The following is a 20,456-nucleotide window of genomic DNA, read 5'->3' as shown; positions in this document are numbered from 1 at the left end:
AAGCATCCACTATTCTCGTACACAGTACGAGAATGAATGAGTGACGGACACGCATGAGCGATGCGATGCGTAGCGACGGAGGCGAACCATGGCACCACCGACGTACGAGGCCCGGACGAGGCGCGCCCGGAAGGCGAAGCCGCCGCCGGCCTCCCGGCTGATGCGGGCCACCTGGCGCGGCCTTCCGGCCCGACGGCACGAGGCGGGGTGGGAGCCCGGCCTCGTGGTGCCGGCGGCCGACGGCAGCCCGCTGATCACGGACCACTACTTCCCGCGAGCGGAGGGGGACTTCCCCACCCTCCTCGTCCGCTCCCCCTACGGGCGGGGCGTGCCGTGGTCGCCCCAGTACGGCATCCTCTTCGCCGAGCAGGGCTTTCACGTGGTCCTGCAGAGCTGCCGGGGCACCGGCGGTTCGGGCGGCCGCTTCGACCTCTGGCGCAACGAGGCCGCCGACGGCCACGCCACCGTGTCCTGGCTGCGCGAACAGCCCTGGTTCAACGGCACGCTCGGCACGGTCGGCCCCAGCTACCTCGGCTACGTGCAGTCGGCGCTCGCGCTGGACCCGCCGCCCGAGCTGAAGGCGATGGTGCTCCAGGTGGGCCTCCAGGACCCGCACGCCCTCTTCCACACGGACGGGGTGCTCCACCTGGAGGCGGCACTCCTCGTCGGCGCCGGTATGACGTACCAGCACCGGGGCGTGATGGCCTTCGGGCGGGCGGCGATGCGTGTGCAGCGCCGGATGCGCGCGACCGGCTCGGCGCAGCCGCTGCGCGGGGCGATCGCACCCGCGCTCGGGGCCGAAGTGCCCTGGCTGGACGAGGTGATCGCGCATCCGGACGCGGACGATCCGCACTGGCGGGGCGCGGACGCGGGCGCGGCGGCACGCGCGCGCATCCCCACCTCGCTGATCACCGGCCGCTACGACGTCCTGGCCGGCCAGGCCTTCGAGCAGTACCGCCGGCTGCGCCGCGCGGGAGCCGAGACCGCGCTGCTCGTCGGCCCCTGGACCCACACCTCGGCCCTGCAGAAGGGCTGGCCCGAGGTCTTCGCCGAAAGCCTCGGCTGGCTCCGCGCCCACCTGTGCGAGGACCCCGCCGCTCTGCGCCCCACCCCCGTACGCGTCCACCTGGGCGGCGCGGACGCGGCATGGCGGGATCTCGGCGAGTGGCCCCTCGCCCCCGCCACCACCTCCTGGTACCCCACCGCGGAAGGCCACCTCACCCGGCAGCCCCCCACGGGCACCGCGCCCCTGACGTCCTTCCGCTACGACCCGGCCGCCCCCACGCCCTCCCTCGGCGGCGCCCTCCTCTCCCGTACCGCGGGCGCCCGGGACAACGGGCCCCTGGAGTCCAGGGACGACGTCCTCACGTTCACCGGCCCGGTCCTGACCGAACCCGTCACCGTCCTCGGCCCGGTCTCCGCACGGATCAGCGCCGCCACGGACACCGGACACGCGGACGTGTTCGCCCGACTGTGCGACGTGGACCCCCGGGGCCGTTCCACCAACGTCTGCGACGGCCTGGCCCAACTCCGCAGCACCGCCGGTGAACAGGTCCGGGTCACCGTCCCCATGGGTGACACCGCCCATCGCTTCGGCGCCGGCCACCGGATCCGCTGGCAGATCAGCGGCGGCGCGCACCCCCGCTACGCGCGCAACCCGGGCACGGGCCAACCCCGTTCGCAGGCGACGCAGTTCGTGCCGGTACGGGTGAGCCTGCGCGAGGACTCCGAGCTGATGCTGCCCCTTCAGGAGCGGAACGCGAGGTAGGGGGCCAGCGCCAGGAGCATCGCGGCCATGGCGTACTTGAGGCGGCGGGCCGGGACCGAACGGGCGATGCGCCAGCCCACGATCACCCCCACCAGTTCCGGCACGCCGACCACAACTGCCAGCGTCCAGTCGACGGAGCCGTGCTGGACGTAGCCGACGGTACCCACGCTCGCGATCACCACGGACTGCGCCTGCGCGGCGGCCAGCGCGGACAGCACCGGGAGCCCGCAGACGACCAGGAGCGGCACGCTCAGCATCGGCCCGCCCAGCCCGAACAGCCCCGCCGCGACGGCCACCGTGACCCCCACCGCGACGGTGAGCGCGAGCGGCACCCGCACCGGGGTGCCGGGCGTCGGCGCGGTCGCCGCGCGGCGCTCGCGGAGCCACACCAGCAGGCCGGTCACCGTGACGGCGCACGCCAGCAGGATCCCGAACAGCCGCCCCGACACGTGGGTGTTGAGCAGTACGCCGACGGGGGTGCCGACGAGCGCGCTCGCCGCGAGGACGACGGCGGTGCGCCGCGTGTCCGGGTCCCGCAGCTGCCCGGACCTGGTGTACGCGGCGGTGCCGAGGACGCCGGTCGCCACATGGGTGACGATGGCGGTGCCCGCGACGCCGGCCGGGGTGAGCCCGGTCAGCAGGAACATGCCGATGGTGGGCAGCACCCCGCCGGGCCCGATCGCGGTGATCCCGATGCCTCCCGCGAGGCCGAACAGGGCGAGCAGAACCAGGGTGAGCGTGTCGGGGGTCCAGGACATGGGGGTGCCTCCGAGGGTGGTGCGAGGGGTGGGAGGTCGCCTCGGTCAGGCGAGGGCGCGCGGCGGGGCGTCGCCTCGCCGGAGCAGCGTGTGCAGGGCGAACCGGTCGGCGCGCACCCGCAGGGACTCGCTGTCCACGGGGCGCCCGTCGGCGAGCCGGGTGAGCCGGTCGATCACGAACAGGGCCGCGCCGGCGGGGATGCCGAGCAGCCGCGCGGTGTCCGGTTCGGCGGTGACGGCGTGCACGGTGATCTCGGCGCTGCCGAGCCGGGTCCCGGTGGTCTCCTCGATGAGCGTGAAGACGTCCCGGCCGGCGAGGTCGCAGTCGAGGAGGGGGCGCCCGATGTCGGGGGCGAGCCAGGTCGAGTCGACGGAGAGCGGCCGCCCGTCCAGGCTGCGCAGCCGCTCCAGGTACACCGCCTCGGAGCCGTCGGGGAGTTGGAGCCGCTCGGTGACGGCCTTCGGCGCCTGCGGTACGACCCGGGCCGCGCGGACCGTGTTCGCCACGGTGCCGTAGTCGATGAGGGTCTCCGCGAGACCGGTGAGGCGGTCGAGGCCGTGCCCGTACTTCGCCGTCACGATCTGGGTGCCGATGCCCCGCCTGCGGGTGATCAGCCCCTCGTCGCGCAGCAGTCCGAGGGCCTGTCTGACGGTGTTGCGGGAGGCGCCGAGCACCTGGCTCAGGGCGCGTTCGTCGGGCAGCATGCCGTCCTCGTAGCGGCCGGAGGTGATCCGCTGGCGCAGGGTGTCCGCGATCTGCCGCGCTCGTTCGGCACGGGGAAGCGGTGGCCTCTCGCGGTGCGGCGGCGGTTCGTCGCGCATGGGTGTCCGTCACCTCCTCTCGGACTCCACGCTACCCGCCGAGCGTCCCACGCGAGGTTACGCCGAAGTTACGCCACCCATCCTGACCTGCATAAACGCCTGAGCTGCGGGTTTGCCCCGGATACCGGGCGTTCCGCCGGTCCGGGCGGTCACCGCGCGGGCGAACCGGGCTCGGTGAGGGCCCGGACCATCCGGACGAGCGCGTCCCGCGTCGCCTCGGGGGATCCGTCGGCGCCGCTCAGGGACATGCGGGCGAGCTGGGGCATGGTGAGCCACCAGGTCGCGAGGGCGAAGGCGGCCCCGAACAGCCGGCCCGGTTCGAAGTCCGCGGTGACGGTGGAGTCGAGCTGGAGGGCGGCGATCTGCGCGGCCTTGTCGGCGTAGTGGGCTGTGCGCTCCTCCTCGGCGGCCACCGGTGCCCGTCCGTCGCGCAGCCCTTCCCACGACAGGAGTCGGAGCAGGTGCGGGTGGGCGCCGTGGTAGTCGTACAGCCGTCCGGCGAAGTCGCCGAGGTCGCCCTCCCCCGGGGCGGGCAGGGGCACGGCCTCGGCGGCCTTGGCCAGTTCGGATGCCAGTACGGCGGTGAACAGCTTCTCCTTGCCGCCGAAGTACTGGTAGATGCGCTCCTTGTTGACCTTCGCCGCCGCGGCGACGCGGTCGACGCGCGCGCCGGTCGGGCCGTGCTCGGCGAACTCCTCGACGGCGGCTTCGAGCAGAAGGCGTTTGGTGCGTGCGGTGTCCCAGGCCATGTCGGGATCCTTGTCGGTGTCGGTGTCGGTGTCGGTGTCTGTGTCTGTGTCTGTGTCCGTGTTCTTACGGGGCGTCCTGTGCCGTGTCCTTATGCCGCGTCCCGTGCCGCGAAGACCTCGCGTGCGGCGGTGCTGCCGTTCAGGGCGGCGGGGAAACCGGCATAGGCGGCCAGGTGGGTGATCACCTCGACCGCCTCCTCCCGGGTGCCGCCGGTGTTGAGGAAGCCGTGGATGTGTACGCGCAGCTGGGGTCCCGCGGTGCCCAGGGCGGTGCACATCGCGACCGAGGCCATCTCGCGGGTCTTCAGGTCGATCCCGGTGCTCTGGTAGACGTCACCGAAGACGAACTCGATGAGGTAGCGGCCCAGTTCGGGGGCGATGTCGTTGAGCGAGTCCACCACCTGCTGCCCCGAGTGCCCGTCGACCTCCGACAGGGCGCGCAGCCCCCGGGCGAAGCGCTCGGACGCGCCTGCGGTGGCCGGGCCGGAGGCGGCAGGAGCGTCAGAGGCTTCAGGGGGGCCGGGCGCGGCCGGGTGCTCGGCGAACACCGCGCGTGCGGCGGTGATCCCGTTGAGGGCTGCGGGGAATCCGGCGTAGACGAGGGTGTGCATGAGCACCTCGACGACCTCGCGCCGGGTGCAGCCGACATTGAGCGCGCCCGCGATGTGGAAGCGCAGCTGCGGTTCGGCGTTCCCGAGGGCGGCCAGCGCCGCGACGGTCGCCAACTGGCGCTGGGGCAGGGTCAGTCCGGGCCGGGTGTACAGATCGCCGTACGCGAACTCGACGGCGTAGCGGGCGAGGTCCGGAGCGATGTCGGACACCGCCTCCAGTGGGGTGGGTGCGGAGCCGCCGATCACCTTCAGTACGTCCAGACCCTCGGACAGCCGGGACGGTGCGGTGGGATGCGCGTGGGACATGTCGAAACTCCTTGCCGGGGCGGTGATCACTGACCATTTCCAACTGATGGGTTGGAAGTTAGCACGCGCAGCCGTGAAACTCCAACCATAAAGTTGGAAAGCGTGACGGGAGTGCCCGAGGCAGGCCGGCCCCGGGCGTGCCCCCCCGCGCGGCCGCATGTGGGCGGTGGCGAACGCCTCAAGGAGCAGTAGGACGGCCCTGGTTCGGCGCCCCGAGCCGGTGCGCACGGGGCGGTGCGGGGCGGTGCGGAGGCGGCGGCTCGCTGAGCCCGGCCCGTCGGGTCATGGGCTACGGCTCATGGGCCTCGGGTTCTGGGTCCCGGGCTATGGCGGGCGTCGAACGGCAACGCGAGATCTCGCAATGAAATGCCCTGGCTACGCAAAAATCCTACGAAGATCTGTACTTGAACAGCAATCTGACGGAAACGTATCGCAGGAGTCTTGTGGCCCGCGATGTCCGGGTCCTACTGTCGCCTCACCTCCCCGGCGGCTGCTCCGGCCGAAATCGGCCACTCCGGCCACTCCGGCCAGTCCGGCCGCTCCTCAGAGAAACGGGCCTGCGATGTCACGGAAGATCACCGGTACTGAAGTGAGCCCGCGAAGACCGCGGCGAACGGCGTGGCACACGGCGGCAGTCGCCTCGATGACCGTCGCCGCCATAGGCCTGGGCGTGCTGACGGGCACGCCCGCACCGGCCGCCCAGCGCAGCCCCGCAGCCGGTCCCGCCACCGCCGCCTCCGCCGCGGCTCCCGCCGTCACCCGCGCCGCCCTCGACCCGGCGCTCGTGGCGGGCCGGGGCGCGGACGTGCCGTTCGTCGAGCAGGAGGCCGAGAACGCCGCGACCGACGGCACGGTCATCGGCCCAGGCCGGGCCGCGTACACGCTCCCCGCCGAGGCGTCCGGCCGCAAGGCGGTCAGCCTGGAGCCGGGCCGGCACGTCGAGTTCCGGCTGCCGCGCGCCGCCAACGCGATCACCGTGCGCTACAGCATCCCGGACGCTCCGAACGGCGGCGGGATCACCGCACCGCTGGACGTCGCGGTGAACGGCAAGAAGCGCTCCACCATGACGCTGACCTCGCAGTACTCCTGGCTGTACAACCAGTACCCGTTCTCCAACGACCCGGGCGCCGGGCTGCTCCACCCCGACTGGTGGATCACCGAGTGCTCCTGCGTACCCAGCGAGACCACCCCGGCCCCGGTCATCGCCAAGCCGTACCGGCCCAGCCACTTCTACGACGAGCAGCGCCTCCTGCTCGGCCGCACCTACCGCGCGGGCGACACCGTACGGCTCACGGTCCCGGCCGGCAGCCGGGCCGCCGCGACGACCGTCGACCTGATGGACTCGGAGCTGGTCGGCCTCCCGCGCATCGAACCGCTCGCCGCCAACGTCCTCGCCTTCGGAGCCGATCCCACCGGCCGCCGCGATTCGGCGACCGCGATCGACAAGGCCATCGCCTTCGCCAGGCGCACCCACCTCAAGGTGTACATCCCGCCGGGCACGTACCAGGTCAACCGGCACATCGTGGTCGACGACGTCACGATCGTCGGCGCGGGCAACTGGTACACCAGGATCAAGGGCCACGAGGTCGCACTCGACACCCCGGCCGCCGACGGCTCGGTCCACACCGGCGTCGGCTTCTACGGCAAGGACACGGCGGACGGCGGCAGCCGCAACGTCCACCTGTCCGGCTTCGCCATCGAGGGCGACGTGCGCGAGCGCATAGACACCGACCAGGTCAACGGCATCGGCGGCGCGTTCAGCGACTCGACCATCGAGGGCCTGCACATCAGCCACACCAAGGTCGGCATGTGGTTCGACGGTCCGATGAAGAACCTGCGGATCACCGGCAACATCATCGTCGACCAGATCGCGGACGCCATCAACTTCCATACGGGCGTGACGGATTCACGCGTCGCCCACACCTTCGTACGCAACTCCGGCGACGACGGACTCGCCATGTGGTCCGAGAAGACGGCCAACGCCCGCAACACCTTCGACCACAACACCGTCCAGACCCCGGTCCTGGCCAACGGCATCGCGATCTACGGCGGCACCGACAACACCGTCTCCAACAACCTGGTGGCCGACCCGATCCGCGAGGGCAGCGCGCTGCACGTCGGCTCCCGCTTCGGCGCCGAGCCGTTCGCCGGGAAGCTGGACCTCACGGCCAACACGACCGTCCGCGCCGGTACGTACGAGCTCAACTGGAACATCGGCCTCGGCGCCCTCTGGATCTTCGCCCTCGACAAGAGCATCGACGCGGACATCCGGGTCACCGGCAACAACTTCCTCGACAGCACCTACAACGCGATCATGCTCGTCTCCGACTGGGCCGTGAAGGACAAGTACGTCATCAAGGGCGTCCACTTCAAGGACATCAAGGTGGACGGCACCGGCACCTCGGTGCTGAGCGCCCGCGCGGCGGGCGGCGCCACGTTCGAGAACGTGGACGCGCGCAACGTGGGCGCGGTCGGCGTCAACAACTGCGGCTCGTTCAACTTCCCTTCCACGGGATCGGAGTTCGCCCTGACGGACCTGGGCGGCAACGACGGCGGCTGGCTGGCCCCCTGGCTGCTCCCCAACACCATCACCTGCAACGACCGGCCGGACGTCGTCCCGCCGCCGGCGCCGGGCGCGTGGTGAGACAGGACTGAACGCCCTGCGGCGGAGCGGCGCGGCCGGCGGATTCCGCCGGCCGCGCCGCTCACCCCTGTCGGGGCCGGGGTCCCGTTTCCGTTCCCCGCTCCGTTCGCGTCAGTTCCAGAAGCCCTGGTGGACCTCGCGGGCCTCCGGGAGGTCCACCGGGCCGACGACGGGGAGGTCGCGCTGGCCGGCCGCGAAGACGACGCGGCAGGGCAGCGCCATGGTCGGGTTCTCCTCGTTGGCGCCCGTCATGTCGAGCAACTCGTCCTCGCCCAGGGCGTAGGCGACCCGGCCGATGCCGGACCAGTAGATGGCGCCGGAGCACATCGCGCACGGCTCGGTGCTGGTGTAGAGGGTGCAGGTGCGCAGGAACTCGGTGTCGTACTTCGCCGTCGAGAGCCGGACGAGGTTGGTCTCGGCGTGGCCGGTGGCGTCCCGGCCCGTGGTGACGGTGTTCTCGGCCTCGATCAGGACCGTGCCGTCCGGGCCGGCGAGCAGCGCGCCGAAGGGGTGGTTGCCGGCGGCGCGGGAGCGGCGGGCGACGGCGACGGCGGTGTGCAGATGGGCGGTGTCGGCCTCGGTGGCGGCGGTCCGGGGGGTGGCGGTGGTGCTGGTCATGCGGTGATCTCCTCTGTGGTGGTGCGGGACGTGGTCCGTCCGGTGGGAACAGCCCGCCCGCCGGGGCGGCGGGTGAGCAGGTAGTGGATGAGTCCGGCGGTCAGGAACGCGACCGCGGCGGCGGCCGCGCCGAGTGGCGGGTGTGCCTTCGCGACGGGGCCGACGAGGATGCCCGGCTGGCTCATGAAGGGGACCGCGGCGGCCAGGCCGAGCAGCCAGGACGCGAAGCCGGGGCCGAACCTGGCGGCAGGTTCGGCGGGGGCGGCCGCTCCGGCGGGGCGCCTGGCCAGGTAGCGGTCCACGAGCATCACGGCGAGCCAGGGGGCGATCCAGTTGCCGAGCAGGATCAGGAAGTTCTCGAACGACTTCCAGTAGTCGCCCTGACCCGCGAGCCAGCCGAGGGTCCCGCCGAGTACGCCGACGACGAGGACGGCCTGCCAGCGCCGCATCCTGACGCCCGCGATGAGCCAGGCCAGAGCGCCGGAGTAGCAGTCGAGGCAGCTGGAGGTGATGGTGGAGATGCCCAGCGCCAGCATGGTGACGGTGGCGAACAGTCCCGGCAGCACCTGACCGACCAGGTCGGTCGGGGTGCCGATGAACGCGATGGTGCCGATCGCGGCCCCGAGTCCGGCGATCCACACGGAGCCGAGCCAGGTGCCGGTGAAGGCGTACGTGAAGAGTCTGCGCGGCGAGGTGTCGACGGGCATGTAGCGGGTGTAGTCGGCGGCGTACGAGGAGAAGCTCAGCGCCTGTGCCGCCTGGACGGCGATGGTGAGGGCGAAGGCTCCGGCGAAGCCGAGCGCCCCGGCCCGGTCGGCGTCGAAGGCCGATCCGAGGTCGCTCTTGGTGAGGGCGTAGCCGGACACGACGATGAACAGCAGCGGCAGCACCACCGCCATCGTCTTCTGCACGAGGTGGATGAAGCCGTAGCCGACGAGCGCGATGGCGACCTGGCTGACCGTGACGATGGCGAACGCCGGGCCGAAGCCCGTACCGAGCAGCGTCTGCACGGCGAACGCGCCGAGTACCGAGTTCACGGCGAACCAGGCGCACGCCTTGAAGAAGACCAGGACGGCCGGGACGGCGGCCCCGATCCGCCCGAGGGGGCCCTTGGTCTGTACGAGGAGGCCCACGCCGGAACGCGGGCCGAAGGTCGACATGGCCCCGATCGCGGCCGCGCCGACCGCGCTGCCCAGCATGATCGCGAGCAGCGCCTGCACCCAGCCGAGGCCGAAGGCCGCGGTGGCGAGCATGCCGCTGGAGAGGCTGGAGAACTGCACATTCGAGCTGAACCAGAGCGTGAAGGACGATCCGGGCCCGCCGCTGCGGGCGTCGGCGGCGATGGGTTCGATCCCGGAGGTCTCCACGGCGGTGGCGTTCCGCAGGACTCGGACGAGCCGGCCGGTGTGGGTGCGCGGTGAGGTGGGCGGGTGGGTCTGGCTCTCGGGCTGGGTCTGGGGCTGGGTCACGACGAGCCCCCTCCCATCATTCGTAGGAAGCCTGGGAAGGCGGGAATGCTGCAGCAACGGCAGTACACACCCCTGTTGCCGCTCACAGGCAGGCGTGCAGAATGCGAAACGGCGGCGGAATCACACCGTGGCTTCGTACGATCGTCGGAGAGCCGGAGGAGGGTGACGTATGCGTGTGGCCGATGTGCTGGGCATGCCGGAGCTGGGACTCACCCTGCTGACGGGGGCGGGCGGTACGGAGGGCGGCGGGACCGGGACCGGCGGCGACGGAGGCGGGGACACCGTCGATGCGCTGGAGCGGGAGCTGCGGTGGGTGTACGCCACCGATCTGCTGGAGCCCGCCGCGTTCCTCAACGGCGGAGAGCTCGTGCTGACGAGCGAGGGCTGGTACCGCACGCCCGCCGACTGCGCGACCTTCGCCGCCTCCCTCGCGGCGGGCGGCGCCGTCGCCCTGGTGGCCGGGGACATCCTGCTCGGCGAGGTGCCGCCCGCCCTGGTGGATGCCTGCGCCGGGTTCGGTATCCCCGTGCTGGCCGCCGCGCCCGAGATCAGCTACAGCACCCTGTCCCGCACGGTCATCGAGCGCATCAACCGCGAGCGCGGCCAGGAACTCGTCGATGTGCTGGGCCGGCACCGAAGGCTCGTCGCCGCCCTGGTGGAGGGCGCCGACCTCGGCGGGCTCGTCGCGATGCTCTCCGCCGAACTCGGCCACGACTGCTGGGCCGTGAGCATCGCGGGCCGCCCGCTGGCCGGTCCCGCCGCCTCGCTCCCCGCCGCGCTGCGCCGTGGTGAGCAGGCCGCCGACGGCTGCACCGTGCTGCCGATAGGCCGCCGCAGCGCCGGGGCAGGATTCCTCGTCGTCCGCGATCCGCTCACCGACCCGGCCGCCCGCGAATCCGCCGAACAGACGGCGGAGCTCATGGCCCTGGGCGGGGCCCGGCGCGACGAACGGCGGCGCACCGAGCAGAAATTCCACGCCGAGCTCGTCGAGCTCATCGGCCAGGGCGTCCCGGCCGCCGCCCTGGCCGCCCGGCTGCGCACCGCGGGGCTCGCCCCCGACCGGCCGCTGCTGGCCGTCACCGCGCTGACCAGGGGCGCGCCGCTGCCCTGGGACCTGGCGTCCGACCTCGTGGAGAGCGCCCTGGACGAGGACCCCGGCACCACCACCGTCGTGGCGGGCGGCGAACACGGACTCACGATCCTCGCCTCACCCGCCCCGGGGCTGGACGACGTACGACTGGCCGAGCGGCTCCGGGTACGTCTCGCCCGGCTCGAACCGGCCGTGGACGGAGGGCGGATCGCCTTCGGCCTCGGCGCCCTGACCCCGGACGCGGCGGGGCTGGCACGCGCGGTCGAGGAGTCCCAGCACGCCGCCCGGCTCGCGGCGCTGCGGCCGGAGCGGCTCGCGCTGGTCACCGCGTACGAGCTGGACTCGCACCTGCTGCTGCTTGCGGGCGTCCCGGCCGAGGTCCGTGCCGCGTACCGGCAGCGGCTGCTCGGCCCGCTCGCGGCGTACGACGCGGAGCACGGCGCGGACCTCGTCCACACCCTGCGGGTCTTCCTGGAGACCAACGGGTCCTGGCGCCGGGCGGCGGCCGAACTCCACCTGCATGTGAGCACGTTGCACTACCGCATCGGCCGCGTCCAGCAGCTGACCGGCCGCGATCTCGCCGTCGCCCGCGACCGGGTGGACCTCTACCTCGCCTGCGCCATCAACGAGGGCTGACGCCGCGCCGGGCCCCGTCCGCCGACCGGCCGCTACCGGCCGGGCCTCACTGCCCCACCCGCCCGTCGACGCACTCGCGCAGCAGGTCGGCGTGGCCGCAGTGGCGGGCGTACTCCTCGATCCGGTGGACCAGCAACTCCCGTACGGCGATGCCGTCCTTGCCCAGGCGGGTGCCCAGGTCCGGGTGTACGGACAGTGCGGCGTCGGTCGCGGCCTGTTCGCGGGCCAGGTCGGCGTAGGCGGCGTCGACCACGCCCGGGTCGGCCACGGCTCCCTCGAAGTCGGCGTCGCGCTTGCCGTAGAGCTTCGGCCGGGGGTCGCCGTCGCTGATCCAGTTGAGCCAGTCCCGCTCGACCTCGGCGAGGTGCCGGACCAGGCCGAGGAGCGACATGGTCGATGGCGGAACGGCCCTGCGGGCGAGCTGTTCGGCGTCCAGTCCCTCGCACTTCATCCGCAGGGTGAGCCGGTAGTCCTTCAGGAAGTCCTGGAGTGTGGCCAGTTCGCCGTCCGGGCTGACTCCTTCGCTGTTGCGGGGGTCGTCGTCGGGGTCGGCCCACATGTCGGGGTAGACGGTGGCCTGGCTCCATCGTGCGGGTTGGTCGCTCATGCGTTCCATGGTCGTCCGCAGGGCCCGCGACCGCCAGTGGTTTGCCGCTGCCACGGCGGTGGGCAGTCAGCACCCCGCCCTCACTGCCGACGCCTACCGCCCGCGTCGTTCCGCGCGTGGCACCAGTCCGGCGCGTACGGCGCTCATCCTGGCCCGTACGCCGTGTTCGGGTACGGCGTCTGCGGGGCGGTTGGGGGTGGGGTCGGGGTTGCCGCGGCAGTTTCCGCAGAGGCCGCCGGGCATGGCTGTCGCGTTGCCGGGTGCGCGGCATTCGGCGCATTCCAGGGTTCGCAGGACGACCCGTGGGGCGGGGGAGGCTTCGCGTACGGGTGGGAGCTTGTCCAGCAGGCGTCGGCGTACGAGGGCGGCGGCGTGGTGGATGCGGGGTGGGAGGCCCTCGGTCAGGGCGTACAGGATTTCCGGTTCGGTGGCTCCGCGCTCGAACCATTCGCTGAGCTGTGGTTCGAGCGTCACGCAGTCGGCCTGGGACAGGCTCAGTGCGGGCCTCTCGCGCCCGAGGGCGGCGAGCAGGATGAACGACCTTGAGCGGGTGGGGCGTTGGGTGGCGGGTTCCGGGGGTACGTCGCCCCGGGTGAAGGCGTCCCACCACTCGTCGCCGCGTGCGGTGCGGGAGAAGAAGGTGCGTGTGACCCAGATCAGCACTTCCTCGGTGGCGACGCACTCGCTGCCCCTTCGCAGATGACCGGCTTCCTGGAGCCGGTTCAGGGTGGTCCGCAGGGCGCACTGGCCGTACGGGAGCGTCCTGGCCAGGGTCTTCACGGAGATGTCGGCGCCGTCGCACAGTCCGTCGATGTACGCGGCGACTGCGGCGTCACGCGGGAGCAGATGGGCGAAATCCGATGCGGTACGGGGACGTTGGCCCGGTGCGGAGCGCTTGCCGTACCCGGGGTTGGCCATCGGGTGGTCAAGCGTGGGCGGCGGTACGGGCGCGGGGGAGGAGGCAGCATTAAGCTGGCTGGCAGCCATCAGATCGGTCCTGACGATCGAAGTGGTCAGGCCCCTGCTCGGTGTTATCGCACCGGCGGGGGCCGACGTGGTTCGGCTGACGCTAGAGCGTCGCTACCGTCCGTCGCAAGTCGGTCACAAATGGTCAACTTGCCGGTCAGGGTGGGTGGGTGGGCATTCAGACCCACCACCCATTCCGCTGAAAGAGCGCTCGGACCTCGACGCTTGAGCCCCGGGACATTTCGCCGGTGAACGGGCATGGGGCTGCTCCCTGCCGCCCTGGTTGGCTCATCTACGCGTCGAAGTCGTTCACACCGAAGAGCGCGATCGCCGTCATGAGCACCGCGGCCAAGAGCCGCCTCGCCACGATCACGGTCGGCAAGGGCTCCCATGCTGCCGCGGTGTCTCCGGACGGGAGCCGCCTGTGCGCCGTGAACGAGTCGGACCGGACCGTGTCGGTGATCGACACCGCCTCGAACGCGGTGACCGTGACGGTGGAGCGTGCCGCAGAGCACCAACGGGCAGCGCAGGCAGCGCGAAGAGCTACGTGTCACCTGGTGGTCGTATGGTCAGTTCGGGTGATCTGCCGTATCGCCGATCCACGTAGATCGTTTCCAGCACATGAAGAAGACCATCAGCACCGCAGCACTCATCCTTGCGAGCCTCGCTCTCGCCGCGCCTGCTCACGCCGACAACGACGACAACTTTGGCGGCGGCGTAAACGCTGCCAACAACTGGAACTTCACGGCCGCCGCCGTGTGTCTCCAGGAAGTTGCCGTTGTCCCGGTCATGGGCGACTACGTGAGTGACCACACGAACAACTGCTCCAACGGCAACGTCATCGACCACACGGGCAACTAGCTCGCCGCTAGTGACTCGAACTTTCTCCGTCCCGCGATTCGAGTGCCCGCCCCCGGGGACTCGGACGGTGAGCTCTGCGGGTTGCCTCCGGTTCTCCTTGAAGGAGCCGAGGACATCCCGCTGCCGTTGTGCTCTCTGACCAGGGCTTACGTTGCCATGTCCGCACTCCGGAACCGTCGGATCGGAGTGGTGGGAGACCCCCGGGGCAACGAGTTCTGCGTGCTGAGGGAGCGCGCTGCGGGGCAGCCCCGGAGCGGTCAGATCCCCGCGCCTCCCGCCGACACGTCCTCCGCAGGTACGAGGGTGGCCCGGATGCAGTTGATCAGGGTGGCGAGACCCCACGACATGCGCTGTTCGGCCGTGCCGGAGACCAACTGCGAGGCCAGGGAAGCGATGTGCGGGTGGGTGCGTGCGCGCGGAAGTGCCGTGCAGGGTGTCCGTGAGGGAGCCCCACTCGGCCTGCGTGTCGGCGGACTGGTCCCGCGTCGCCTGCTCGGCCGCCGTCGCCGCGATCCCGTCCCGCGACAGGGCGGGCTCGGCGGGCCGCTCGTGGCGGCCGCGTCGCGGTGGGCCGCTGTCAGTTCCCATGCGGCCCACCGTCATGAACGGCCTGGGGTCGAACAAGTTCGAACCTGTTCGGTACGAACGTGCACAGCGCGAACGTGCTCGTGCGGGCCCGCCGGGGTGATCAGGGAACGAGCACGACCGTCTTCCCGGGCAGCCGCCCGGCACCCGCTTCCTCGTGCACGGCGGCCAGCTCGCTCACCGGGCGGTGGGCGGCGACGTGGACCCGGAGTTTGCCGGCATCCACCTTGGCCACCAGCTCCGCCAGTTGGGGTCCGTCGCTGCGGACCCACAGGTTCGCGCTGCGCACCCCCCGGTCGGGGTCCTCGGGGACCGGGCCGGCCGAGCTGGCGGCGACCCCGCCGTCGGCGACGTAGTCCGTCAGCTGTGCCAGCTCCTCCGGGGAGACGCGCACGTGGTTCACCACGATCTGGAACGGACCGCCCACGGCGGCCGGACCGGCGGCGAGGGAGAGCGGGCCGACGACCCGGTGCGCGCCGTAACCCCGGAGGCGGTCGGCGTGCTGAGGCGCGTCCACAGCGGTCACGTGTGCCCCCGCGTCGACGGCGAGCTGGACCACGAGGCTGCCCACCGCGCCTCCCGCCCCGTTGACCAGGACGGTCTGACCGGGCTTCAGCTCGGCCAGCTCGAAGGTCGTCTGCCAGGCCGCGAGGCCGGTCAGCGGAAGCGCGGCGGCGTCGGCCAGCTCGGTCGTCCGGGGTGCCGGGGCCAGCGAGTCGGCCGCGACGATCGCGTACTCGGCGGCGCCGCCTGCGGAGTCCAGGGGCAGCATCGCCACGACGCGGTCGCCGACCTCCGGACCCGTCACGTCCGCGCCGAGTTCGGCGACGGTGCCCGCCAGGTCGATCCCGGGCACGTACGGGAGGGTGATCGGGATCATCTCGGCCAGGAATCCGGCGCGGATGTGGTCGTCGACCGGGTTGAACGACGTGGCCGCCACCCGGACCAGCACTTGCCCGGGACCGGGGACGGGGCGGTCCACCTCTTCGTGGCGAAGGACGTCGCTGCCGCCGAACTCGTGGATACGTACTGCCTTCATGGCATTTCCTCCGGGGTGATTGCGGTGATTGCAGTTGTTGCGGTGATCGCGGTGGGGCACTCAGGTCAGCTGGACCGAGCGGATGGAATTGCCCATCACCATCCGGTCGATGGCGCTCACGGCGCTGCCCGGGTCGTCGGCGGCGCCGACGGCGAGCAGCAGCGGGACGAAGTGGTCGGCCGTCGGGTGGGCGACCGCGACGCCCGGCGCCTTGACGCGGTAGTCGGTGAGGGCGTCGGCGTCGCCCCGGGCGAGGGCATCGGCGGCCCATTCGTCGAAGGCCCCGGTGGCGGCGGCGAGCTCCGGCCGGCGGAACACGTCGAAGCTGTGCGTCATGAAGCCCGAGCCGAGAACGAGGACGCCCTCGTCGCGCAGGGGTCGCAGGTGCGCCCCGAGCCGGAGCAGGGCGCCGGGGTCGAGGCTGGGCATCGACAGCTGCACGACCGGGACGTCGGCTGCGGGGTACATGGCCATGAGCGGGATGTAGGCGCCGTGGTCGAGGCCCCGGTCCGCGAACTCGTGCACCGGTGTCCGGCCCAGCAGCCCCGTGAGCCGCCGGGCCAGGCCGGTGGCGTCCGGGGTCGCGTAGGTGAGGGTCTTGTACCGGGGGTGGAAGCCGGTGAAGTCGTAGTGCAGCGGTCCGCCTGCCGTCGCTCGGGAGATGGCGGCCGGTGCCCGTTCCCAGTGGGCCGAGATGACGACGACGGCCCGGGGCTTGGGCATCGACCGGGCCCAGTCGAAGAGGTCGCCGAGCCACTGCGGATCGTCGAGGGTGAACGGGGCGCCGTGGCTGACGAAGAGGCTGGGCATGGGGCCGTCGGAGGGGTCCCACAGCCGCTGCCCGCGGGCCTGTGGCAGGACCCGGGCGAGCAGGTCGTCATAAGCGGCGGCCGGTGCGCGTAACGGGAAGGGGGAAATGAGGCCGTCCGGGGGCGGCAGCTTGCTCGTATCGGTCATCGAAAGCAGCTCCTTCACTTCCCTGGGCAAGTGTTTTCACTTGCCGAGGCAAGTCAGAAGGTAACCCGGAATCACTTGCCCAAGCAAGTGATGTGAGTTGCCGGGGCAAGTAGGATGGGGTTCATGGACACCCAGTCACCCTGGCTCGACGACGACCAGCAGGACCTCTGGCAGGCGCTGCTCACGGTCGTCATCGCCCTCCCGGCAGCCCTCGACCGCCAGCTGCAGCGGGACGCGGGCATCTCCAACTTCGAGTACGGGGTGCTGGCCCAGCTGTCGATGTCCGACGGGGCCACGATGCGGCTCAGCGACCTGGCCCGGGTCTGCGACAGCACCCAGCCCCGCCTGTCGAAGCTGATGGACCGCTTCGAGGCCCGCGACTGGGTCACCCGCCGCCCCGACCCCGGCGACGGCCGCTACACCCTCGCGGCCCTGACCGGCGCGGGCCGGCAGAAGCTCGTCGAGAGCGCACCGGAACACGTCGCCCAGGTGAAGCGGCTGGTGTTCGATCCGCTCAGCGCCGCCCAGCGCCGCCACCTCGCTGCGGCGCTCGCCCCCATCGCCGCCACGGTGCGCCGGGAACTCGAAGGCGGCTGAGCGCCTGCGGTGGCCCCTCTCGTATCGTCTCGTCGTGGCGTCGGGGAGGGCTCCGGCGGACGGGGAGGGGAAGCGCATGGCATTCGGGAGGAACCGGCGGGCCGAGCCGTTCGAGGCGGTGCACTGGGACTCGATCACCCAGTTCACGGTGGGCCGGATGATGCGGCACACGATGCGGAAGTCGACGCGGGGCGAGGGCCCGCACGCGGTCCGGTTCATGAGGATGCGCGGGGGCGACACGTACATGGTGCCCGGCGTCTACATCGTCCCCGTCGACCCGTCCGCAGCGCTCACCAAGGGCGGGTTCCGGCTCTTCGAGGACGAGAACGAGGACGAGGCCGCCCGCCGCCTGCTGTGCACGGTCCTCCCGGACGGCTCCGACCGCTTCCGGGTGACGGATGCCGCCGGCCAGGACCTCGGATCGGTCCGCCGCACCCCGGTCACCAAGCGGCTCAGCCAGCACGGCCTGTGGCTGGAACAGCCCGGACACCCCGGCATCGTGGCCCCCCGCGAGTGGGCGAAGGGCGGCGCGAAGGCGTCCCTGGGGCGCGGGGTGGGGCATGTCGTCGAGGGCGTCGTCGACTCCGTGCTGTCCTTCGGGTCGGACGAGACGGCGGGCTCCGAGGGCGGCGGCCTCAGGCCCCTGGTCTGGGTGCTGGGAGCGACGGACGGGGAGTACGGGCAGGAGGTGCTGACCTTCCCGCGCACCGCCCAGAGCGAGCGCTGGTACTTCATCAAGGTCGGCGGCCCGCTCGACAAGCGTCTCGCCTTCGCCCTGGCCGTGGTGCGTGAGAGTGAGATGTTCCGCGCCGACCAGCGCTGAGGGGAGCGATGTCAGAGGCGGGTGCCACGATCTGACCACCGTTACCCCTGAGCGCATCGCACTCCGATGGCTCAGGGCCGATGCACCGGGGAGCACCCATGAGGATCCATCTGTCCAGCGTCTTCGTCGACGACCAGGAGAAGGCCGTCCGCTTCTACACGGATGTGCTGGGCTTCGTGAAGAAGAACGACGTCCCGCTCGGCGCGGACCGGTGGCTCACCGTCGTCTCGCCCGACGACCGCGACGGGACCGAACTGCTCCTGGAGCCCGACGGCCACCCGGCGGTGAAGCCCTACAAGACGGCGCTGGTCAAGGACGGCATCCCGGCCACCTCCTTCGCCGTGGACGACGTCCACGCCGAGTTCGACCGGCTGCGCGGACTCGGCGTGCGCTTCACGCAGGAGCCGGTGGAGATGGGTCCGGTCACCACCGCGGTCCTGGACGACACCTGCGGCAACCTGATCCAGATCATCCGCATCGGGCCGTCCGCCTCCTGAGCCCGGCCTGATCCGGCCGGCAGGCAGGCGAGAGGGCGGTCACGGACGCGGCACCGTACCGCGCGCCAGCTCGGCCAGCCGTTCGGCGTCCCGGGTGCCGGGTTCGGCAGACCAGAGAACGAGCTGCTGCTCCGGTGCGCCGGCGTAGTGGAAGGTGTCCCAGTCGAGGGTGAGGTCTCCGAGCGCGGGGTGGGAAATGCGCTTGCTGCCGAAGTCCTGATGCGCGACGCGGTGCTCGGCCCACCAGACCCGGAACTGCGGATCGGCCACGGACAGCTCGCCCACCAGAGCCGTGAGAGCCGGGTCGGTGGGATGGGTGCCCGCTTCCATCCTCAGGACTTCTACGCACGTGCGGGCCACGTCCTCCCACTCGGCGTAGATCTCGCGCATCACCGGATCGGTGAAGACCATACGGATGTAGTTGCGCTCGGGTTCGGGCACGGCCGCGAAGTCGCACAGCAGCCTCGCCGCCAGCGGGTTCCACGCGAGGATGTCGAGCCGTGGCCCGAAGACGATGGCGGGCGTATCGGTGAGCTGCCCGAGCAACCGCGAAAGGTGCGGGTGCACCCTGGGCCGGGCCGGACGGCGCGGCGTCCTGCGGGGCCCGGACCGGGCCGCCTGGCCCATCAGCCCGTCCACGTACTTCCGCTGGTCGCCGTCGAGCCGTAGCGCCCGTACGAGAGCGTCGAGCACCGCCGGTGACGGCGCCAGGCGGCCCTGCTCGATGCGCACGTAGTAGTCGGTGCTGATCGTGGCCAGCTCGGCGACCTCCTCGCGGCGCAGGCCCTGGACGCGACGCCGGGTGTGCCCGTGATCGGGAAGCCCGACCTGCGCCGGCGTGAGCTCGCCACGGCGGTGCTTGAAGAACTCACCCAGCTCACGGAGGTGCGCGGAACCAGTCACCCGTCCAGGATGGCACCCCGGCAACGCCCCTGCCTGGGAAAGATCCTTCCTAGGAAGCAGCCCGACCTTCCTGCGCCCCGGCCGGCGGGCGGACAGTGGATACGAGCCCGCAGACAGCGGCCACCCACGATCCCAGGAGGACAGAATGAGGACCGACGTCCGCTTCCCGACCAACGGCCTCCAGCTCGCCGGCCACCTCTACCTTCCCGAGGGCGTCGACGGCCCGTTCGCCGCGGTCGTCGTCGGCCATCCGACGACCGGCGTCAAGGAACAGTCCCCGGCGGGATACGCCACGCGCCTGGTGGGGGAAGGCTTCGCCGTCCTGACCTTCGACGCCGCCTTCCAGGGCGAGTCCGAGGGCACGCCGCACGGCCTGGAGGACCCCTTCCAGCGCGCCGAGGACTTCCGCGCGGCGGTCTCCTACCTGACCACCCGCCCCGAGGTCGACTCCGACCGCATCGGCGTCATGGGCGTCTGCGGCTCGGGCGCCTACGTGCCCTACGCCGCCCAGACCGACCACCGCATGAAGGCCGTCGCGGGTGTCTCCGGCACCGACGTTCCCAGCTTCTTCCGGGGCGGCGACCCCGAGGGCTGGCAGGAGATGGTGGCGAACTCCGGAGACCTCCGCAGCGCCGAAGCCGCCGGCCGGCCCGCAGCCACGTTCGCCGTGCTGCCGGAGAAGGCCGATGCCGACACCCCGGCTCCCACGGCCGAATTCGTCGACTACTACAAGACGCCCCGGGGCCGGCACCCGCGCTCCACCGGCGACATGGTCGTGCGCAGCGCGGACCTGCTCGACCAGTTCGACTCCTTCGCCGACGTAGCCAAGATCGCGCCGCGCCCGCTGCTCATGATCGCCGGTACGGAGGCGGTGACCCGCGGCTTCTCGGAGAAGGCAGTCGCCGACAGCCCCGGCAACGCCGAGCTGTTCCTCATCGAGGGCGCCACCCACGTCGATCTGTACGACCGCGACGCGTACGTGACTCCCGCCGTCGACAAGCTCGTCGAGTTCTTCGGGAAGCACCTCGCCTGAGCCGGTGCGCTGCCGCGACGCCCGCATGCATCCCGTATGCGAGCGTCGCCGCCGCGCGACGCACCGCAGCTGACGCCGCGCGCTGATCCGCCAGGGAGCACGGGAGCCCTCGGACCA

Annotated in this window: 19 protein-coding genes; 8 read left to right on the top strand and 11 right to left on the bottom strand. The window is 71.8% G+C overall.

What is annotated here, in order from left to right:
- Window positions 1-88 precede the first annotated feature (88 nt).
- On the top strand, window positions 89-1,768 hold the full coding sequence (locus EDD93_RS08080; protein WP_123524511.1) for a CocE/NonD family hydrolase: 1,680 nt from the start codon (window positions 89-91) through the stop codon (window positions 1,766-1,768).
- On the opposite strand, the gene EDD93_RS08075 is transcribed toward EDD93_RS08080, so the two are convergent.
- From EDD93_RS08075 to EDD93_RS08060, 4 genes are all read right to left on the bottom strand, one after another.
- Window positions 1,747-2,526, bottom strand: coding sequence for a sulfite exporter TauE/SafE family protein (locus EDD93_RS08075; RefSeq protein WP_123524510.1), 780 nt, complete (start codon window positions 2,524-2,526; stop codon window positions 1,747-1,749). The two genes, EDD93_RS08080 and EDD93_RS08075, sit on opposite strands and share 22 nt — an antisense overlap.
- A gap of 45 nt (window positions 2,527-2,571) precedes the next feature.
- A complete protein-coding gene (locus tag EDD93_RS08070; RefSeq protein WP_123524509.1) occupies window positions 2,572-3,348 on the bottom strand; it encodes a GntR family transcriptional regulator in 777 nt (258 codons plus the stop codon).
- Window positions 3,349-3,497: 149 nt separating this feature from the next.
- Window positions 3,498-4,097 (bottom strand): TetR family transcriptional regulator, encoded by a 600-nt coding sequence (locus EDD93_RS08065; protein WP_123524508.1) that lies wholly within the window; start codon window positions 4,095-4,097, stop codon window positions 3,498-3,500.
- 89 nt (window positions 4,098-4,186) lie between these two features.
- Window positions 4,187-5,014 carry a carboxymuconolactone decarboxylase family protein gene (locus EDD93_RS08060; RefSeq protein ID WP_123524507.1) on the bottom strand — a complete coding sequence of 276 codons (828 nt, stop codon included), beginning with the start codon at window positions 5,012-5,014 and terminating at the stop codon, window positions 4,187-4,189.
- Between the two features lie 643 nt (window positions 5,015-5,657).
- On the opposite strand from EDD93_RS08060, the gene EDD93_RS08055 reads away from it, so the two are divergent.
- Window positions 5,658-7,658 (top strand): glycosyl hydrolase family 28-related protein, encoded by a 2,001-nt coding sequence (locus EDD93_RS08055; RefSeq protein WP_260255660.1) that lies wholly within the window; start codon window positions 5,658-5,660, stop codon window positions 7,656-7,658.
- Between the two features lie 111 nt (window positions 7,659-7,769).
- On the opposite strand, the gene EDD93_RS08050 is transcribed toward EDD93_RS08055, so the two are convergent.
- Window positions 7,770-8,276 carry a nucleoside deaminase gene (locus EDD93_RS08050; protein ID WP_123524505.1) on the bottom strand — a complete coding sequence of 169 codons (507 nt, stop codon included), beginning with the start codon at window positions 8,274-8,276 and terminating at the stop codon, window positions 7,770-7,772.
- A complete protein-coding gene (locus EDD93_RS08045) occupies window positions 8,273-9,745 on the bottom strand; it encodes a cytosine permease (RefSeq protein WP_185092242.1) in 1,473 nt (490 codons plus the stop codon). Before EDD93_RS08045 ends, EDD93_RS08050 begins: the two co-directional genes overlap by 4 nt.
- 169 nt (window positions 9,746-9,914) lie before the next feature.
- Here EDD93_RS08045 and EDD93_RS08040 point away from each other — a divergent pair, with 169 nt between their 5' ends.
- Window positions 9,915-11,471 (top strand): helix-turn-helix domain-containing protein, encoded by a 1,557-nt coding sequence (locus EDD93_RS08040; RefSeq protein WP_123524503.1) that lies wholly within the window; start codon window positions 9,915-9,917, stop codon window positions 11,469-11,471.
- Window positions 11,472-11,517: 46 nt separating this feature from the next.
- Here the strand turns inward: EDD93_RS08040 and EDD93_RS08035 are convergent, their stop codons facing one another.
- Together EDD93_RS08035 and EDD93_RS08030 are read right to left on the bottom strand one after the other, a co-directional pair.
- Window positions 11,518-12,087 (bottom strand): DinB family protein, encoded by a 570-nt coding sequence (locus EDD93_RS08035; RefSeq protein ID WP_123524502.1) that lies wholly within the window; start codon window positions 12,085-12,087, stop codon window positions 11,518-11,520.
- Window positions 12,088-12,171: 84 nt separating this feature from the next.
- Window positions 12,172-12,996, bottom strand: coding sequence for a hypothetical protein (locus EDD93_RS08030; protein WP_123524501.1), 825 nt, complete (start codon window positions 12,994-12,996; stop codon window positions 12,172-12,174).
- Between the two features lie 669 nt (window positions 12,997-13,665).
- On the opposite strand from EDD93_RS08030, the gene EDD93_RS08025 reads away from it, so the two are divergent.
- Entirely contained in the window at window positions 13,666-13,905 is a 240-nt protein-coding gene (locus tag EDD93_RS08025; protein ID WP_123524500.1) for a hypothetical protein, read from the top strand.
- A gap of 688 nt (window positions 13,906-14,593) precedes the next feature.
- Here EDD93_RS08025 and EDD93_RS08020 read toward each other — a convergent pair.
- Both EDD93_RS08020 and EDD93_RS08015 read right to left on the bottom strand, forming a co-directional pair.
- Window positions 14,594-15,529, bottom strand: a complete 936-nt coding sequence (locus tag EDD93_RS08020; protein ID WP_123524499.1) for an NADP-dependent oxidoreductase — start codon at window positions 15,527-15,529, stop codon at window positions 14,594-14,596.
- A gap of 60 nt (window positions 15,530-15,589) precedes the next feature.
- Window positions 15,590-16,339, bottom strand: a complete 750-nt coding sequence (locus tag EDD93_RS08015) for a DODA-type extradiol aromatic ring-opening family dioxygenase (protein WP_398905012.1) — start codon at window positions 16,337-16,339, stop codon at window positions 15,590-15,592.
- 270 nt (window positions 16,340-16,609) lie between these two features.
- On the opposite strand from EDD93_RS08015, the gene EDD93_RS08010 reads away from it, so the two are divergent.
- The 3 genes from EDD93_RS08010 to EDD93_RS08000 all read left to right on the top strand — a co-directional run bounded on the left by EDD93_RS08010 (window position 16,610) and on the right by EDD93_RS08000 (window position 18,403).
- Window positions 16,610-17,083 (top strand): MarR family winged helix-turn-helix transcriptional regulator, encoded by a 474-nt coding sequence (locus tag EDD93_RS08010; protein ID WP_123524497.1) that lies wholly within the window; start codon window positions 16,610-16,612, stop codon window positions 17,081-17,083.
- Between the two features lie 76 nt (window positions 17,084-17,159).
- Complete coding sequence (locus tag EDD93_RS08005; protein WP_123524496.1) at window positions 17,160-17,906, top strand: hypothetical protein; 747 nt, start codon at window positions 17,160-17,162, stop codon at window positions 17,904-17,906.
- Between the two features lie 98 nt (window positions 17,907-18,004).
- Entirely contained in the window at window positions 18,005-18,403 is a 399-nt protein-coding gene (locus tag EDD93_RS08000; RefSeq protein WP_123524495.1) for a VOC family protein, read from the top strand.
- Between the two features lie 39 nt (window positions 18,404-18,442).
- On the opposite strand, the gene EDD93_RS07995 is transcribed toward EDD93_RS08000, so the two are convergent.
- Entirely contained in the window at window positions 18,443-19,306 is an 864-nt protein-coding gene (locus tag EDD93_RS07995) for a helix-turn-helix domain-containing protein (RefSeq protein ID WP_123524494.1), read from the bottom strand.
- Window positions 19,307-19,451: 145 nt separating this feature from the next.
- On the opposite strand from EDD93_RS07995, the gene EDD93_RS07990 reads away from it, so the two are divergent.
- Complete coding sequence (locus EDD93_RS07990; protein ID WP_123524493.1) at window positions 19,452-20,339, top strand: alpha/beta hydrolase; 888 nt, start codon at window positions 19,452-19,454, stop codon at window positions 20,337-20,339.
- The last annotated feature ends 117 nt before the right edge of the window (window positions 20,340-20,456 follow it).

Origin of the sequence: Streptomyces sp. 840.1, assembly GCF_003751445.1 — a bacterium.
Taxonomy (GTDB): domain Bacteria; phylum Actinomycetota; class Actinomycetes; order Streptomycetales; family Streptomycetaceae; genus Streptomyces.
The sequence above is the reverse complement of the archived record's forward strand: the minus strand, read 5'-3'. Positions and strand labels throughout refer to the sequence as shown.

Bases quoted from the DNA above. Each gene is read 5' to 3' on its own strand.
- EDD93_RS08080 (WP_123524511.1), top strand. From the start codon at position 89: ATGGCACCACCGACGTACGAGGCCCGGACGAGGCGCGCCCGGAAGGCG.
- EDD93_RS08075 (WP_123524510.1), bottom strand. From the start codon at position 2,526: ATGTCCTGGACCCCCGACACGCTCACCCTGGTTCTGCTCGCCCTGTTC.
- EDD93_RS08070 (WP_123524509.1), bottom strand. From the start codon at position 3,348: ATGCGCGACGAACCGCCGCCGCACCGCGAGAGGCCACCGCTTCCCCGT.
- EDD93_RS08065 (WP_123524508.1), bottom strand. From the start codon at position 4,097: ATGGCCTGGGACACCGCACGCACCAAACGCCTTCTGCTCGAAGCCGCC.
- EDD93_RS08060 (WP_123524507.1), bottom strand. From the start codon at position 5,014: ATGTCCCACGCGCATCCCACCGCACCGTCCCGGCTGTCCGAGGGTCTG.
- EDD93_RS08055 (WP_260255660.1), top strand. From the start codon at position 5,658: ATGACCGTCGCCGCCATAGGCCTGGGCGTGCTGACGGGCACGCCCGCA.
- EDD93_RS08050 (WP_123524505.1), bottom strand. From the start codon at position 8,276: ATGACCAGCACCACCGCCACCCCCCGGACCGCCGCCACCGAGGCCGAC.
- EDD93_RS08040 (WP_123524503.1), top strand. From the start codon at position 9,915: ATGCGTGTGGCCGATGTGCTGGGCATGCCGGAGCTGGGACTCACCCTG.
- EDD93_RS08035 (WP_123524502.1), bottom strand. From the start codon at position 12,087: ATGGAACGCATGAGCGACCAACCCGCACGATGGAGCCAGGCCACCGTC.
- EDD93_RS08030 (WP_123524501.1), bottom strand. From the start codon at position 12,996: ATGGCCAACCCCGGGTACGGCAAGCGCTCCGCACCGGGCCAACGTCCC.
- EDD93_RS08025 (WP_123524500.1), top strand. From the start codon at position 13,666: ATGAAGAAGACCATCAGCACCGCAGCACTCATCCTTGCGAGCCTCGCT.
- EDD93_RS08020 (WP_123524499.1), bottom strand. From the start codon at position 15,529: ATGAAGGCAGTACGTATCCACGAGTTCGGCGGCAGCGACGTCCTTCGC.
- EDD93_RS08015 (WP_398905012.1), bottom strand. From the start codon at position 16,339: ATGCCCAGCCTCTTCGTCAGCCACGGCGCCCCGTTCACCCTCGACGAT.
- EDD93_RS08010 (WP_123524497.1), top strand. From the start codon at position 16,610: ATGGACACCCAGTCACCCTGGCTCGACGACGACCAGCAGGACCTCTGG.
- EDD93_RS08005 (WP_123524496.1), top strand. From the start codon at position 17,160: ATGGCATTCGGGAGGAACCGGCGGGCCGAGCCGTTCGAGGCGGTGCAC.
- EDD93_RS08000 (WP_123524495.1), top strand. From the start codon at position 18,005: ATGAGGATCCATCTGTCCAGCGTCTTCGTCGACGACCAGGAGAAGGCC.
- EDD93_RS07990 (WP_123524493.1), top strand. From the start codon at position 19,452: ATGAGGACCGACGTCCGCTTCCCGACCAACGGCCTCCAGCTCGCCGGC.